General features: G+C 45.9%; 9 protein-coding genes and 1 pseudogene. 4 read left to right on the top strand and 6 right to left on the bottom strand.

The features are described from left to right. Positions 1 to 92 precede the first annotated feature (92 nt). Entirely contained in the window at positions 93 to 716 is a 624-nt protein-coding gene (locus M3650_RS02565; RefSeq protein ID WP_251572126.1) for an HXXEE domain-containing protein, read from the top strand. Between the two features lie 203 nt (positions 717 to 919). Here the strand turns inward: M3650_RS02565 and M3650_RS02570 are convergent, their stop codons facing one another. After that, positions 920 to 2,656 (bottom strand): ABC transporter ATP-binding protein, encoded by a 1,737-nt coding sequence (locus M3650_RS02570; protein WP_251572128.1) that lies wholly within the window; start codon positions 2,654 to 2,656, stop codon positions 920 to 922. 127 nt (positions 2,657 to 2,783) lie between these two features. Between M3650_RS02570 and M3650_RS02575 the strand changes: the two genes are divergently transcribed. The 3 genes and pseudogenes from M3650_RS02575 to M3650_RS02585 all read left to right on the top strand — a co-directional run bounded on the left by M3650_RS02575 (position 2,784) and on the right by M3650_RS02585 (position 7,695). After that, a complete protein-coding gene (locus M3650_RS02575; RefSeq protein WP_251572130.1) occupies positions 2,784 to 4,226 on the top strand; it encodes an ABC transporter permease in 1,443 nt (480 codons plus the stop codon). Between the two features lie 54 nt (positions 4,227 to 4,280). Further along, positions 4,281 to 5,778 (top strand): annotated as a pseudogene (locus M3650_RS02580) (ABC transporter permease). Positions 5,779 to 5,862: 84 nt separating this feature from the next. Further along, the gene (locus tag M3650_RS02585) at positions 5,863 to 7,695 is read left to right on the top strand and encodes an ABC transporter substrate-binding protein (protein ID WP_251572132.1); all 1,833 of its coding nucleotides are present in this window, start codon (positions 5,863 to 5,865) and stop codon (positions 7,693 to 7,695) included. Between the two features lie 262 nt (positions 7,696 to 7,957). Here M3650_RS02585 and M3650_RS02590 read toward each other — a convergent pair whose 3' ends face one another. The 5 genes from M3650_RS02590 to M3650_RS02610 are packed head-to-tail and all read right to left on the bottom strand — an operon-like array spanning position 7,958 to position 14,437. Further along, the gene (locus M3650_RS02590) at positions 7,958 to 8,347 is read right to left on the bottom strand and encodes a GtrA family protein (protein ID WP_251572133.1); all 390 of its coding nucleotides are present in this window, start codon (positions 8,345 to 8,347) and stop codon (positions 7,958 to 7,960) included. Further along, on the bottom strand, positions 8,332 to 9,321 hold the full coding sequence (locus M3650_RS02595) for a glycosyltransferase family 2 protein (RefSeq protein WP_251572135.1): 990 nt from the start codon (positions 9,319 to 9,321) through the stop codon (positions 8,332 to 8,334). Before M3650_RS02595 ends, M3650_RS02590 begins: the two co-directional genes overlap by 16 nt. After that, the gene (locus M3650_RS02600; RefSeq protein ID WP_251572137.1) at positions 9,311 to 10,969 is read right to left on the bottom strand and encodes a hypothetical protein; all 1,659 of its coding nucleotides are present in this window, start codon (positions 10,967 to 10,969) and stop codon (positions 9,311 to 9,313) included. The genes M3650_RS02595 and M3650_RS02600 overlap by 11 nt, the downstream gene beginning before the upstream one ends. 2 nt (positions 10,970 to 10,971) lie before the next feature. Continuing rightward, a complete protein-coding gene (locus tag M3650_RS02605) occupies positions 10,972 to 13,080 on the bottom strand; it encodes a cyclic di-GMP-binding domain-containing protein, MshE-related (RefSeq protein WP_251572140.1) in 2,109 nt (702 codons plus the stop codon). Positions 13,081 to 13,105: 25 nt separating this feature from the next. Then, complete coding sequence (locus M3650_RS02610; protein WP_251572141.1) at positions 13,106 to 14,437, bottom strand: sugar phosphate nucleotidyltransferase; 1,332 nt, start codon at positions 14,435 to 14,437, stop codon at positions 13,106 to 13,108. Positions 14,438 to 15,024: the final 587 nt, after the last annotated feature.

The raw sequence follows: 15,024 nt of genomic DNA on the forward strand, positions 1-15,024 counted from the left end.
TTACCTACATACAGTATGGCAAATCGTTCAAGCAAGAGCAATTCTGGCATATACGATTTCCCCATAAAAATTTCGCTGATGAGGTGAGAATAATGAACATGTTAAGAAAGTATTGGATGGATTTGGGTGTTATTTTAGCTGTGGCCGTATGCATTCATCTAGTTATGAACTGGAGCTTTATTCCGGACATTCAGGGGATATTGTGGCTCAGTTTTATAGCCATTCTATTTCATCAATTTGAAGAGTATCGCTGGCCGGGATACTTTGGAGGTCTGTTCAACGTGGTGATATTCAAAAGTGAGCATCCAGAAAGATACCCTTTAAATACGCAATCCGCCATGGTCATCAACCTAATCATTGCTTACCTGTTTTATCTGCTGCCCGTTCTGTTTCCACATGTGATCTGGCTGGGTCTCGCCCCGATTCTAATGGGCTTCTTCCAGTTCATCTGGCATGGGGTATTCGCCAATATAAAGGCAAAAACCATTTATAATCCCGGATTATTTGCGGTTCTTTTTCTCCATATTCCTATCGGAGCCTGGTACATCTATCATATTGGTGCGCAAGATATCGCAACCGCCACCGACTGGATTCTCGGAATGATCTATTTTGCCGTCGCTGTCTATATCCTGATCATTAAAGGCAACATGTGGATGAAGAACAAAGAGTCACAGCACTGCTTTTCCAAAAAACAATTAGGGCCATATGCTCCATAAAGGCTGTCGTTCGTGAGTAACCCTTATTCATAAACAAGTGGCTGCCCATCAGATCATCCTGACCTTGTGGGACAGCCCCTTCCTTCGTTTTAGTTCATTCCGAATGATATAAAGATAAATCTGGAGCAACTTCCCTCTCATACGCCGCCCCATTGGAAAATGTATAGTCAAATGTCCGGCTTGAGCAGTGTAACTCCTTATTATCACGAAGGCATCGCTACCCAATGTCCGCTAGACACTTCCACAAGCTCGGAATGCTCCAAATGATACTTATCGGCTTCGGATTGCTCTTCCATCAGCACTCTTTTCTTTTTCGACTCGATTTGTGGTTCCGGAACCGGAATGGCTGCCAACAATGACTTCGTGTAATCATGTTGCGGATTGGAATAGAGCTCTTCACTCTCAGCAAGCTCGACAATCTTCCCCATATACATAACCGCTACGCGGTCGCTAATATGCTTGACCATAGACAGATCATGGGCAATGAACAGATACGTAAGACCAAGACGATGCTGAAGCTCCTCCAGCAGCTTGACGATCTGTGCCTGAATCGACACGTCGAGCGCAGATAAAGGCTCATCGCACACAATAAATTTCGGTTCAACGGCAAGCGCGCGCGCAATTCCAATTCTCTGCCGCTGTCCTCCAGAGAACTCATGCGGATACCGCTGTGCAAAAGCGGGATCAAGCCCTACCATATCAAGCAGTTCCTCAACTCGCTTCTTCCGTTCTTGCTTGCTCCCTGTAAGCTGGTGAATATCAAGCGCTTCACCGATAATATCCAACACTTTGAACCGCGGATTAAGCGATGCATAAGGGTCCTGGAAGATCATCTGCATATAGCGCCGCATCGTCTTCATCTCATGTGCAGACAAGCGGTTAACCGCCATGCCTTGGTATAGAACATCTCCTCCCGTTGGCTCGTGCAGACGCAGAATGGCCCGCCCTGTCGTTGATTTCCCGCAGCCCGATTCCCCGACGACGCCTAGTGTCTCTCCTGCATTAATATGGAAGCTTATGTTATTTACAGCCTTGAGCACATTTCCTTTTCCCATATCGAAATACTGTCTTAGCGATCTGACTTCCAGCAGCGGCGGTTCGTGATCCGAGCTCGTGGCAAGCAATGGCGCCAGCTTCTCTTTCTTCTTCTCGTCCAGACGCGGGAGCGCATGTAACAGTTTTAATGTATACGGATGCTTCGGACTCGCGAAAATTTCTTCCGTCGTTCCCGTCTCTACCACCGCCCCGTCTTTCATGACGACAACGCGGTCACACATGCCGGCCACAACGCCCAGATCATGTGTAATTAAAATAATTGAAGTGCCAAAACGCTGCTGCATATTTTTCATAACATTTAAAATTTGAGCCTGAATCGTCACATCAAGCGCCGTGGTAGGTTCATCTGCGATTAGCAATGCAGGACGGCAAGCCAAAGCTATCGCAATCATGACGCGTTGACGCATTCCACCGGAAAATTCATGGGGATATTGATTATAACGGATTTCACTATTTCGGATTCCTACCAGCTTGAGCATTTCAATGGCTTGTTCCTTTGCCGCTTTAGGTGACAATTTCTGATGCTTAATCAAGCTTTCGGAGATTTGCTTGCCGATTTTAATCGTTGGGTTCAAGGAAGTCATTGGATCTTGAAAAATCATGCCCATATCACGGCCGCGAATGCTCTCCATTTCCTTATCCGTGTAGTGAGCTACATTCTTTCCCAGGAATATGACTTCCCCTTCTTTCATATAGGATAGGGAAGAAGGAAGCAGACGCATAATCGATCGAGCCGTTACACTCTTGCCGCTTCCCGATTCACCGACAATTCCCAACGTCTCTCCCTTTTTCACATCAAAGCTTACGCCTCGAACCGCCTGAACTTCTTTATCACGCGATTGAAAAGTTACCGATAAATTTTGTACTTGAAGAATAGGGTCCATTCCCGTTCACCTGCCTATTTATCTGGATTTCTTGCCTCTTATCTTTTCTTGACAAAACCTTGAAATAAAATATACTATATCCATCGGAATAATACAATTTAAAAACAAGGAGGCAGCAAGAAGCGTTATGGAGAGGACAGAAGCTTCAACAAAACACGGTTTAATAAACATTATCAGCGTCGCCTACAATAAAATGCTATTGAATCCTGCGTACAAATATGCGGTTCTTTTACTGGGCTTGCCTGTCAATCTCGTTGTGTTATTCTTCTATTTCGTTCAGCGAACGAAAGATACATATTCGTCTGTGCGCGATGAAATAAAATCTGGGCTCATAGCCTCTGGTTACAGGGATGATTTGAGAGCAGAGATCGAGGAGCAGTCGCTGCGTAAGTACGCTTTTTTCGGTCAAGAGGTTAAGCAGGAGGAATTGAAACGGCAGGTAGACAAAATAACAGAAGCCCAATTTCACAAGACGCTGCTTGAGCGAACTAACGAGAAACTAAAGCATAGCAATCAGAAGAGATTGACTTTTGCAGGCACATTTACATCGCTCATTAAACATCCTTTATTTTTAATCGCAACGTTTATTCCAGGTTTACCAATGTACATCCTGATATTGCTGTATGGCAACTCGTATTTAAAATATATTTTTGAAAGACTCGTGATGAGTATGTTTGTCATTTTAGGGGTCACCGTGCTTGTCTTTACTATCTTGCATCTCTCCCCCTTTCATCCGGCAGCCAACATATTGGGTGAAACAGCCACTCAGGAACAGATCGCCGCATTTAATCAAATGCATGGACTTGATCAGCCCTATTTCGTCCAATTGTGGAACACCCTGAAGGGAATAGCGACCTTCGATCTTGGAAAATCGTTCTCAGGCAGTGAGGTAGTAACGACGACTATAGCTAGTAAGTTTCCGATCACCCTGACGTTGACGATTATCTCGCTCGTTATCGCCATCATCATCGCATTGCCGATCGGAATTATTTCAGCCACAAAGCCAAACTCTTTCTTTGATTACACGTTTATATTTATCGCGCTAATTGGTTTATCAATACCCAGTTTTTGGCAGGGACTCATTTTCATTTTGAATTTCTCCATCAAGCTTCAGTGGTTACCGGCAACCTTTAATCCGCAAAATTGGTTATCGATCATTATGCCGGTCGTTGTGCTTGGTACGGGATTAACTGCTGCCGTAGCCAGGATGACCCGCTCCTCCACTTTAGAGGTCATTAATGAAGATTACATTATGACCGCCAAAGCAAAAGGGCTAAGTCAGCGCCAGGTTCTGCTCAAGCATGCAGTCGGCAATGCCATCATACCGATTATTACGGTTATCGGCTTGCAATTCGGCGGGATGCTGGGGGGAGCCGCCGTGACAGAAAAAGTGTTTAATATTAGTGGAATCGGCAGCTATATCGTGGATAAACAGTTCATTCCTGATATTCCTAGCATTATGGGCGGTGTCGTCTATACGGCGATAACGATTTCGCTTGTCAATGTGATGATTGACATTTTATACGCTTTTTTTGACCCGCGCATTCGCTCCAAGATGAAACAATACTAAAGGTGCGTGTTCAAAAGGGAGGCTTTTTGAACAACCTCTAAAGCAGGTGTGATCATGACCAAGTTGTCTGTCTCAAAGCACGAGACGCAGCACAAACTGAAATCATTTCAGGAATACAGTCAAGCCAGCATCGCCTGGATTATCTCTTCGGTCTTGTCCGTTATCTTTTTCATAAACAGTTACGATTTTACTAGTAAGACGATGAAACCATATGTATTGGCGGCATCCGTCATTTATGCTGCTTTCACATTATTGCAGCTCATCATAACCGCTAAGATTCGAAGAGATCGGCCATATTAAAAACTCGACGCGAGCTCTGGGGTATATTCAAATACTTAGCATTCTAACAGGAAATGTATTTATCGTCACTTCTGCTTGCAGCCTTCTTAAGAAGGATAAACCTCCTGAATATACGATTGCCGTGTATATGCTCCTGACTCAGCTATTGGTTATCGCCGTTTCTGAAATGAATTTATTCAAACCGTATGTAGCCGATACGTTCCCGGTAGCTATGCTTATTTTGCTGGCGATCGCTCTCTTTCAATTCGTCACTCTTCTCCTCGTATCGAAGTATGTGAAGAGGCACAACGCTCGTCCATGGCTGTCTATCGTAGCCTTCCCGCTCATCTTCACTTCTTTGACCGGGAATGTGTTTGCGTTATTGCTCGGATCGACTCTGCTCACGAAAATCCGCAACAACGGCAATCCGGCTGCAGCGAAATGGGAGGAAGTCTGGGAGCGGCTTACCAAAAATACGACGGCCATGTCAGGCTTATTCTTTATTATTTTTCTGTTTTCCATATCCATCTGCAGTTTCTTTACGTTCGACTATAGCGTTGCTGTTGAGAACAATTACGGTGCGATACTCCAATCTCCAAGTCTGGCCTATCCATTCGGAACAGATAATTTCGGAAGATGCTTATTTTCAAGAATTATTTTTGGCGCACGAATTTCGTTAATTGTCGGTTTCATTTCGACGGCCATACCTGTCGTCATCGGTGGCACTCTTGGCGCCATTTCCGGATTTTACGGCCGGCGTACGGATAACATCATTATGCGAATGCTGGATATTTTGTACGCAATTCCAGGTATTTTATTGGCTATCGCCATTATCGCCGCTTTCGGAGCGAACACCGTCAATCTCATTCTGGCTCTGAGCATCGGTTCTATTCCTACTTATGCCAGAACGATGAGGGCTAACGTGCTGTTGGTGTCTACATTCGAATTTGTCGATGCCGCGCGAGCGTTCGGCGCTCGGAATTCATCCATCATTTTCAAGCATATCGTGCCTAACTCGCTGGCTCCCATGATCATTAAATCTACTTTAACGATCGGCGGCGCGGTCATTTCCACAAGCAGCTTGAGTTATTTGGGTCTAGGAGTGGAGCCTCATATACCTGAATGGGGAAATATTTTGAAGCTGGGAAGCGCCTATCTCGAATCCCACTCCTATCTCGCCATTTACCCCGGGTTGGCGATTATGGCCTTGGTCTTATCCTTCAATTTTCTTGGGGACGGCCTACGAGACGCACTTGATCCAAAAATGGATTAGAGCAGGGAATTGCTCCGGCCAACACAATTTTAGTAGTTAGGTTTTATTTGCAAATATATTAAATACGCTCAGGAGGAACTCATGATGAAAAAAAGATCTGTATTGATTCTATTATTTGCCTTGGTACTCGTGCTTGGCGGGTGCAATGTGAATACAAAATCGGACGCTGTAGGAAAAGACGCAAAGCAGACTCCCGATAACGACAAACCTGTTGCCGAGACTCCAGTCGACATCGAATTGCTAGGAATGAGCTCGGGTGAAGACGACATCAACATTGTACGAGACCAGCTCAACAAGAACGGATTCAAGGTGAAGCTCAACATTCAACCGGACTACGGTAGCTTCAAGGCTCAGGAAGAGGCAGGGAACTATGATATTGCGCTATCGGGCTGGACGACGGTAACCGGCAATCCGGATTATGCGGTCAGATCTGTGTTCAAGACAGGCGGTGACTACAGCATCCTCGCCGATTCTGAAATTGACAAGCTCATAGACCAAGCTGCAACTCAAACCCCAGAGCAATATGTAGAGACATACAAGCAACTGGAGCATAGCCTTGTGTTCGACAAAGCCTACATCGCTCCTTTGTACATTTCAATCAAGAGTCAGGCATTCAATAAAGACATTTTGAATGAAGCATCTGTAAGATTGTCCAAGTCTCGTTCATTCGCATGGGAAGATGTTGATTTCAAGGATACGTCCAAACGCGACACCTCCCCTCTGCTTCTTACTCAAGCGTCTTCTACATTGACGTCTCTCGATCCGATTAAGGGAAACGACGGTTCCATCAATATGATCAATACCAACATGTACGTGCGCTTGATCAACCTTACCGATGATGACAAGATTACTGCCGACGGCTCGTTATCACATGGGTTCAGCATTGCAGAGGGCAATTCGGAATACTATTTCATTCTCAGAGACGATATTAATTTTGCTAAAATTACGAACAAGCTTGCCGAAGATACGGGGGAACGTGTCGGCGCCGATGATGTGGTATTCTCTTTGAACCGGGCGAAAAACAAAGATTCAGTACCCGACCACCGCACCTATAGTCTGCATGAACATATTAAAAACGTTGACATCGTAACCGACATAAACGCTCTGGATCAAGTCAAGCAATCAGGTAGCAATGAAACGGTGAAGGAAGCGTTAGAAAAAGGATTGGATACAAAAATCACAGCATTGGTCGCGGACAAAAACGAGGCGAATAACAAGGCAGGCAAATATCAAGTAATCAAATTGACAACGACAGAACCGTTCCCTCAGGTTTTAAATTATTTGGCGCACCAATCGGCAGGCATCGTGTCCAAGAAACAGGTTGAAAGCATTAATACGTATGATGTTGCTTCATTTGACGTCAACAAAGATATTCCATACGGTGATCAGAGCACGATAACCGAAGGAAGCAAATACAAAAACACCCTTTATACAAGCGGCCCTTATATTTTGGCGTACAAAAACGATTATGAAGCCATCTTTCACAAAAACCCTGGTTACTTGAAGGGAACGAAGCATGAACCGAAAATATCGAATGTTACACTTCGTTTCATCAAGGATGCAGACAGTGCGCTCTCCGCGCTGCGCAGCGGTGAAGTTTACGTCAACTACGGTGTTCCAGAAACAAAGTTCGATATCGTGAAGAGCGATAGCAAGCTGAGCCTGCAGAACATCCAAAGCAATGCCGTCTCCTATCTGTTGTTCAATACGAAAAGTCGAGCAGTTGCGAAAAGTGAGAATTTGCGAAAAGCTGTGCTCTATTCTATCAATCAAGATGAAATTTTGCAGTTTTACAATAACAATAAATTCAAAGCCGTATCTACGGTCAGCCCGATGGTCACGACAGGCAATGAACTAACGGCCGACCCGGCAAAGGTAAAAGAATTTCTGAACAAGTATAGAGCCGGCGCCAAATAAACACGTTCACGCCGCCACGCCACAATCTCATAGTTACGAGCTCTCAGCCTTAGTCAGTGGGGTATCTGTACCGAACTAAGGCTGATTGTATCAAGCACGTATTTCTCTAATTTTACGGAGTTTATCCGCTGAAAATCCTTCAAAAAAACTCTCATCACGAATCATCCAAAACTTGGTTGTTCCAAATTTCTGTCCGCCATACGACCGAACCGGAACTTATGCGTTTTGGCCATTCGATTGCGTTACAGCAGCGTTTTTACAGTCACGTACGTGCCACCGCTTGTTCATCAAACGTCCAATAATAATTCAACACAAAATTAAGTGGCGGGACGATAGCCACGACGCAAAGTTGCCCAATCAAATACGACCACTGCAGCAAATCAACCGTAACGAACACGATCGCCGTATTCATGATCAGTCCGTTTGCGGAGACGATCGCATACTTTATAAACGCCGATCGGCCCATCCCTCGCGTACCAAATGTCCACCGTTGGTTCATGAAGAATGAGATGATCAGTACAAAGATGAATCCGATGGCGGAACTGATAATCGGATTGCAGCCCCACCATTCGACAAGTAGGATCAGTACCGAAAAGTGTAACAACGTGCCCAATACGCCAACTACCCCATACTTTACTATTTTTGTACGCATATGAGCTCATTCGCAATCTCTTCGGTCTCTTCGGTCTCTTCGGTTATTTTAGCTGTGATGTGTTCTCTGACAACGTACCGGGGTCGATGTTTCGTTTCATTATAGATGGCGGATATATACTCGCCGACAATACCCAAACTAACCATAATCACACTGCCGATCATCAATTGCAGCAAAATAACAGTTGTAAAGCCTGTTACCGCTTCGCCAACGAGTTTACGGTACAAGGTTTGTGCGCCCAGCGCAATAGCCCCGCATAGAAATAATGCGCCGGCAAAGTTGACGAATCGTAAAGGCAATGAAGAGAATGAAGTCACCGCTTGTACGGCCAGCTTAAGCAAGCTCACCAAGCCCCAACGACTCGTGCTGCCAATCCGTTCCGGAACCTCGAACTCAATCTGTGCTCTGTTGAAGCCTAGCCAAGCGGTCATCCCACGGAAGAAGGTGTTCCTCTCGGGCATGTCTCTCCATGCTTGGACGACCTTCCTATCCAGCAGCTTAAAATCGGAAGCGCCGTGCAGGTCAAAACCAGACATGCGATTTAACATCAAGTAAAACAAGGCTGAACCCCACTTTTTTTGCAATGGTTCCTTGCCGCGGCTTCGTTTCACACATTCCACAATTTCATAGCCCTCAACCCGCCACTTATGCACCATTTCTGAAAATAAAGCAGGCGGATGCTGCAAATCCGCGTCCATGACAATGACGGCATTGCCGTTTGCCTGCTCCAAGCCGGCGCACAGCGCCAGCTCCTTGCCGAAATTCCGGCTCAAGCGGATCGCCGACAACTCTTCGAAGCGCCGACAGCATGCTTCAATCCGCGTCCATGTCCGATCCTTTGAACCGTCATCGATAATTAGCATCTCGAACCGTTCGCCCAGTTGCAGCATATGGCTGCGGATCAAAGTGAGCGCTTCATCAATATTTGCTTCCTCGTTATATACGGGAATAATGATTGTTATTTCAGGATTCATGCTCTATCACATCCGCTTTTTTCTTTACTTTATAAATACGCCAGCGCCCGCCATGCTCATTGCCAAATTCCTTGTATAATTCACACCATTCCGCACCGCGTTCATAGAACTGAGGGTATAATCTGTTATCGGCGCTTAATGCAGAGCTGCTGTCCGGTTTCGGGCTCAAAATGTAATCGACACCGCTTGCTCGCGGATCATCTAGCGATTCTCGAAAGTTAGCATCACTTGTAATGATAAATCGGCTTGGCCGATCACTGTTGAGAATAACATTATAAGCCGAATAAGAATCCATTAGGATCGTGTCCTTATTTAATTCACTGTCCAAGTATCGTGCCACTTGCCGATCGACGTCCATCTCCGCAGCATGTTCATAGGCATGCAGCATCTTATTTTCGTCTGGCGCAACTTCAGGATTGAACAAAGCACCTGTCAGAACTACCACTGACAGAATAAGCGAAGCAAGAATGATGGAACTATTCAACCAAGACCTTCTCACTTTACTTAGCTCATAAGGAAGCCATGCCACCGTAATGGGGAATACATACATAAAATATCGGAACCAGCCAAATGAAGTTCCCTTTACTATCAACAAATATTGTAAAGCCACGATCGAGGAGACCATACCCAATAAACCTACTAATTCCCATATCTGCCATCTGCGGTTGACGATGCGAAGCAACACCACACCGAACAATGGGATCGAGAAGTACAGCATTTTGCCCAATACGAACACGAAGCTATTCCATGGATGACCGATCAGATGCTGAAACTTGAGATCCGTTGCCAACACCGCAGATTGCTCCACATTGGAATACTCAGAGTTCAAGAAATAGAACGGGTTCCCCATGATGATGTAGTTCAGGAACACCCATAGCAGACCAGAATAGACAATCGGCGACCAGACGAGAGTTAACGCGCTTTCCGCTTGCTGATACTTATCCTTCGCCGAGGTTTGTTTCTCCGCTTTATTTTTTTTCAAGCGATAGAGCAGGGCAAGCACGACGACTAAGCCTACGCCAATCGCGAAAGGTACCGCTTCGTACCGTGTCCAAAACGCCAGCGCCAGCGACAAAGAGAGCTTTAGCAAATTGCCAACATGCCGATCCTTCATCCAATAAGTCAAATGAATGACCGCATGCATCGTGAAAAAGATAAAGGGAGCATCACTTAGTCCGTTCATGCCGAACAAAAACATAAAGGGATTAAAAGCAAACAATAAACTGATACCTACGCTTACCCAGCGTGAAATCCCGTGATAGTCACCCGCTCGCACAAGCAGAGAGGCTGTAAACCCGGCGAACAGGCTGGACATAAGCACGCCCGCTAAGCCTGACGAGGCTAACGCAGGAAATAACGGATAAAACACTAAAAAAATGATTTCGACCAGACTCGGCAACGGGTTCCAAATAAACCCGATCGCTCCCAAGTGCGGATCACCGCTATATAGCACGTAGAACGCGTTAGCTACCCTGCTTATGGCGTCGGTATGCATATAACCGATCTTATGGCTGACATAGTAGCCGACGATGAATTCAGTTACCCATACAACAGCAAATATTGCCCAATACAAGGAGCGTGACTTATGTTCTTCCGCCGCTGCAGTCGATCGTTCTCTCTTGAAATAAGGTATGGATACTTCCGACATGCTTACACGCCCCTCTCTATTGTTTTCGCAGGAGCGGATGGCGCTCCCGTTAAACCGTGTGTCGTTTTTTCCCAGTAGAATGGTTTCGTAATGAGCTGCCACAGCGCTTTATATGCGGCCGCACTCATCAACACCCAATAGATCGGCGTCAGCAAGGCGTATTTGACAATCCCGTATGAAAAGATGCGCTCTTTTTTACGCTCAAGTTCCTCAATCACCCAGTATACGCCTGCCACATTACTAAGAACGAACAAGAAATTTCCGATTATAAATTGAATCGCAGCCATGTAATAAATGATGCCTGGAAAAAACTTCGGCACGAACTCCATTTCCCACCCATACCAGAGAATGAGCAACGTCCAGAAGATCGGATTGATCAGCGGGAGAATCGGAGTTGACGCAATCAAGGCTTGAAAGCCAAAAAAACCTTTGGGGCCGATTTCCTTCCATAATTGAACCGGGTTGCGCATATGGACAAGCCACGTCTGCATGTATCCCTTAATCCAACGCGAACGCTGCCTAATCCAATTACCCACGCGGCTATTGGCTTCCTCCCAGGTTCGCGAATCGACAACCACGGTCATATAGCCCTCTTTGTATAGCCGGATGCCAAGGTCAGCATCTTCCGTCACGTTATATGGATCCCATGCATTCAGTTCCTTTAATACTGCTGTTTTGAAATGATTCGAAGTTCCACCTAACGGAATAGGATAATTAAGCCGCATAATCCCCGGCAGCAGAAGTTCAAACCACATGCTGTATTCATGAGTAAACCACCGCGTCAACATGTTTTGATCACTATTGAAATAATTCAATTTCGCTTGAATGCATACAACATGCTCCGGACTCTGCCGGAAAGAGAGAATAACTTTCTTCAATTGATCAGGATCCGGTCGATCTTCCGCGTCATAGATAACCACGTACTCTCCCCGTGCGCGGATCAAGCCGTAATTACATGCCTTCGGTTTGGTTTTAGGCAAGCTGTGCGGTACGATCAGAACCGTATAATAGGCTGGCAAATCCATGTTTTGCAGAAGCTCCTGCGCCTCGATATCGTCTTCTTCAATTAATAAGCGAACATCCAGCTTAGCCTTCGGATAATCCAACCGTTCCAAGTTCTCCAGCAGATGCGGGATGACTTCACTTTCTTTATACATAGGTACCAGAATGGTGTAAATCGGGAGTTCTTTCTCGTCCACCGCAAGCACCTCTTCTTCCGTAAAGCGAAGCTGCGCCGTGCTTTTGGTTCCTTTTAAAATAATCGCAAACTTAAACACAGACATGACAAAATAAACGACTTGAACGATGATATTCAATACGATCAACGTAAAGAACCAATTCCAGATCAGCCCCACGATAATAACCACCGCAAGCAAGCAGAGTCCCCATAGTTGCGGCGTCGTGAACGTAATATGCGCCGAGTTCCCCGGATTCTCCTCGATCAACTTAGCCGTGCTTGCCTGCATCAATTCCGGTTCGTATACAGCCTTCCAGAAATCCTCCATTTCTTTGCGTGTCGCGAGCACCTGCTCAATCGGCGCCTCCACAATCGCTTCCAAGTCGACGATTTGCGCTTCTGTCAGAGGCGCACCAACGGCAATAAGATAACGATTCGGCATTTTATTGATCATAATCGCGTCATAAGCTCGCGCTGTCGCCTCAGGTAATCTCGCTTCGTGCTCAAAGGAAAATTCCTTGCCAATCCGCCCGATCTGCTGTTGGGTGGCAATCTCGCGGTAGAGCCTGTCCGGTTCAACGAACTTGAGTGATAACAAGATGTCACCCAATTTACCCCCGCTTTTTCTTTGGAACTCAAGCGCTTGTTCGAGTTGCTTCTCCGTGATCGCTCCGGACTGTACAAGCATTTCACCAATCCGTCCCTTGCTCTGGTTGCGCTCCGTCAGCTGCTGGATAGTGTGTGGACTGACGTCATAGAGTTCTGACACGACGTCACCCAGTCTGCCTCCATATTGCTGCTGCCGTTCAACCGCGTTGCGAAGTTGCTCGTTCGTAATCCAACCTTCGCTCACGAGCAGATCCCCAATCCTTCTTGAAGGTTGAGGTGTCTGCAATTCACTCTGCTCCACCTGCTCATCTTGAATGCTCTTCATTCTATTGCACCTTTCTCGATGTTATTCAAAAAGCCACGTTATGATCACGCATTTCGATTTGAATAACAATCAGATCGACCGCGGTTATCGCTTTGATGCTATGGTTCGATCCGGGCGGAATTTGAATCGCATCACCCGCTCTGGCCGTGAAGCGTTTGCCGTCAATACTGACCTTCGCTTCCCCGCGGATAAGCGTCCACAGTTCACTCCGTTGATCTTGCTTCTGATCACCCATTTGTTTACCTGCATACATATGGACGCGCTTCGTCACCGATCCGTGTTCCCCCATCGGTTCTCCCAAATGCAGAATCGTATACCAGCCATATAACGCCTCCTTATACATGGGGGGCATCGATAGCGTCTGGACAACTTGCTTCAGCCCAGTGCTTGCTGCTTTATCTGTGATGAGAATCCCATCTGGAGAAGCCACAATTACCGCATCGGTTATCCCTAAGGCAACAACAGGGATATTAAGCTCATTGATTACATGCGTATTGAGGCAATCCTTGCTGACATATCCCTTTCCATACATTGGTTCTTTCATTTGTTCCGTCCATTCGCTCCAAGTGCCCAGATCGTTCCACCGGCCTGCAAACGGCTTGACAGAGATTTGCTTCTCTTTCTCTACCACTTCATAGTCAAAGCTATTTTGCGGCAACCGTTCGTATTGAGCGATTAAGTCTTCGTATGTAGTCGGCCATCCGTTCTGTTCCAAAATGCGCAGCACATATGACAAGCGAAACGCGAATACACCGCAATTCCATAGAGCGCCAAGCTTAATCCACTTTTCTGCTTCAGCGGCGGGCGGCTTCTCAATGAAACGCTGAACTTTGCGTAATGATTGTTGCACGCACGGATCAGGTACCGGGACAATGTAGCCATATTTCTCGGCAGGATAGGAAGGTTGTATACCCATTAAAGCCAAGTTGTCCTCGGCATGGGCTAACCCGTTCGCAAGTGCGCGCAGCTCGGCAAAATAATCGTCATCAACATCAACATCGACAGGCATCACCACGATAACTTCGTCCTCTGCTGTATTCAGCACGCTGTGTAAATAAGTGCACGCCAATGCAATCGCTGGAAACGTATCGCGACGCTCTGGTTCCAGAACAAGCGGCACATCTTGATCAAGTTGGGTAAGAAGCAACTCTTGCTGTCCCCGACCGGCCGCAATAACGGCTGATTGCTGTAAGCCCGCCTTTTTAATCTGCTTCCATACTTTTTGCAGCATGGAAAAACGCAATTGATCATTTTCCTCATTCGAATGATTCACTCTAATAAATTGCTTGGAACGGCTATCATTGGATAACGGCCACAACCGTTTCCCGCTGCCGCCGGATAACAAAACTAATTTCATCTCCTAGCCTTCTCCCATCCTACAATCTTTGTCGACTAAACGAACGATTTGTAAATAATTAGGTCTTTTCGACTAAGACTATCTTAGCGCCTATTACTGAACATTTTCTGAACAAGGGAATATTGAATCAGAATCCACGTCATGAAGTGGTAATTTCCACTGGAACACAATGCATTATGAGACATTTGGAAACCGATATTTCGAGTTCAGATGACAGCGTATATATGGACGAGACAAAGGCAGGACTGATACTGGGGGACAGTGAGGTTAACGGAAAGAGTGGCATTGGACTGCTCAATACAGATAAACGCATAAAACAGATGTAGGCCATGCATGGTATGAGCCATATAAGTTGAACTGCATTATTTTTCGCAATCATTTCTGCGGTGACGTAAGCTCCATTGGAAAACATGCGGCTGAGCTACATGCTCTCTACATATTTACTCACGGAAAAGGCAGCTTGCATATTAATAACGAGCAGTATCATTTGTCGGCCGACAAATACTATATGCTCTCACCCGGAGCAGCACTTCAAATTAAAATGAAGCAAACACTCCCCTCCGTTTTTATCAAATTACGTTTGCCGT

Origin of the sequence: Paenibacillus sp. MER TA 81-3 (assembly GCF_023713585.1) — a bacterium.
GTDB classification, from domain to species: Bacteria; Bacillota; Bacilli; order Paenibacillales; family Paenibacillaceae; genus Paenibacillus_B; species Paenibacillus_B profundus.

Bases quoted from the DNA above. Each gene is read 5' to 3' on its own strand.
- M3650_RS02575 (WP_251572130.1), top strand. From the start codon at position 2,784: ATGGAGAGGACAGAAGCTTCAACAAAACACGGTTTAATAAACATTATC.
- M3650_RS02610 (WP_251572141.1), bottom strand. From the start codon at position 14,437: ATGAAATTAGTTTTGTTATCCGGCGGCAGCGGGAAACGGTTGTGGCCG.
- M3650_RS02595 (WP_251572135.1), bottom strand. From the start codon at position 9,321: ATGAATCCTGAAATAACAATCATTATTCCCGTATATAACGAGGAAGCA.
- M3650_RS02590 (WP_251572133.1), bottom strand. From the start codon at position 8,347: ATGCGTACAAAAATAGTAAAGTATGGGGTAGTTGGCGTATTGGGCACG.
- M3650_RS02585 (WP_251572132.1), top strand. From the start codon at position 5,863: ATGAAAAAAAGATCTGTATTGATTCTATTATTTGCCTTGGTACTCGTG.
- M3650_RS02600 (WP_251572137.1), bottom strand. From the start codon at position 10,969: ATGTCGGAAGTATCCATACCTTATTTCAAGAGAGAACGATCGACTGCA.
- M3650_RS02570 (WP_251572128.1), bottom strand. From the start codon at position 2,656: ATGGACCCTATTCTTCAAGTACAAAATTTATCGGTAACTTTTCAATCG.
- M3650_RS02565 (WP_251572126.1), top strand. From the start codon at position 93: ATGAACATGTTAAGAAAGTATTGGATGGATTTGGGTGTTATTTTAGCT.
- M3650_RS02605 (WP_251572140.1), bottom strand. From the start codon at position 13,080: ATGAAGAGCATTCAAGATGAGCAGGTGGAGCAGAGTGAATTGCAGACA.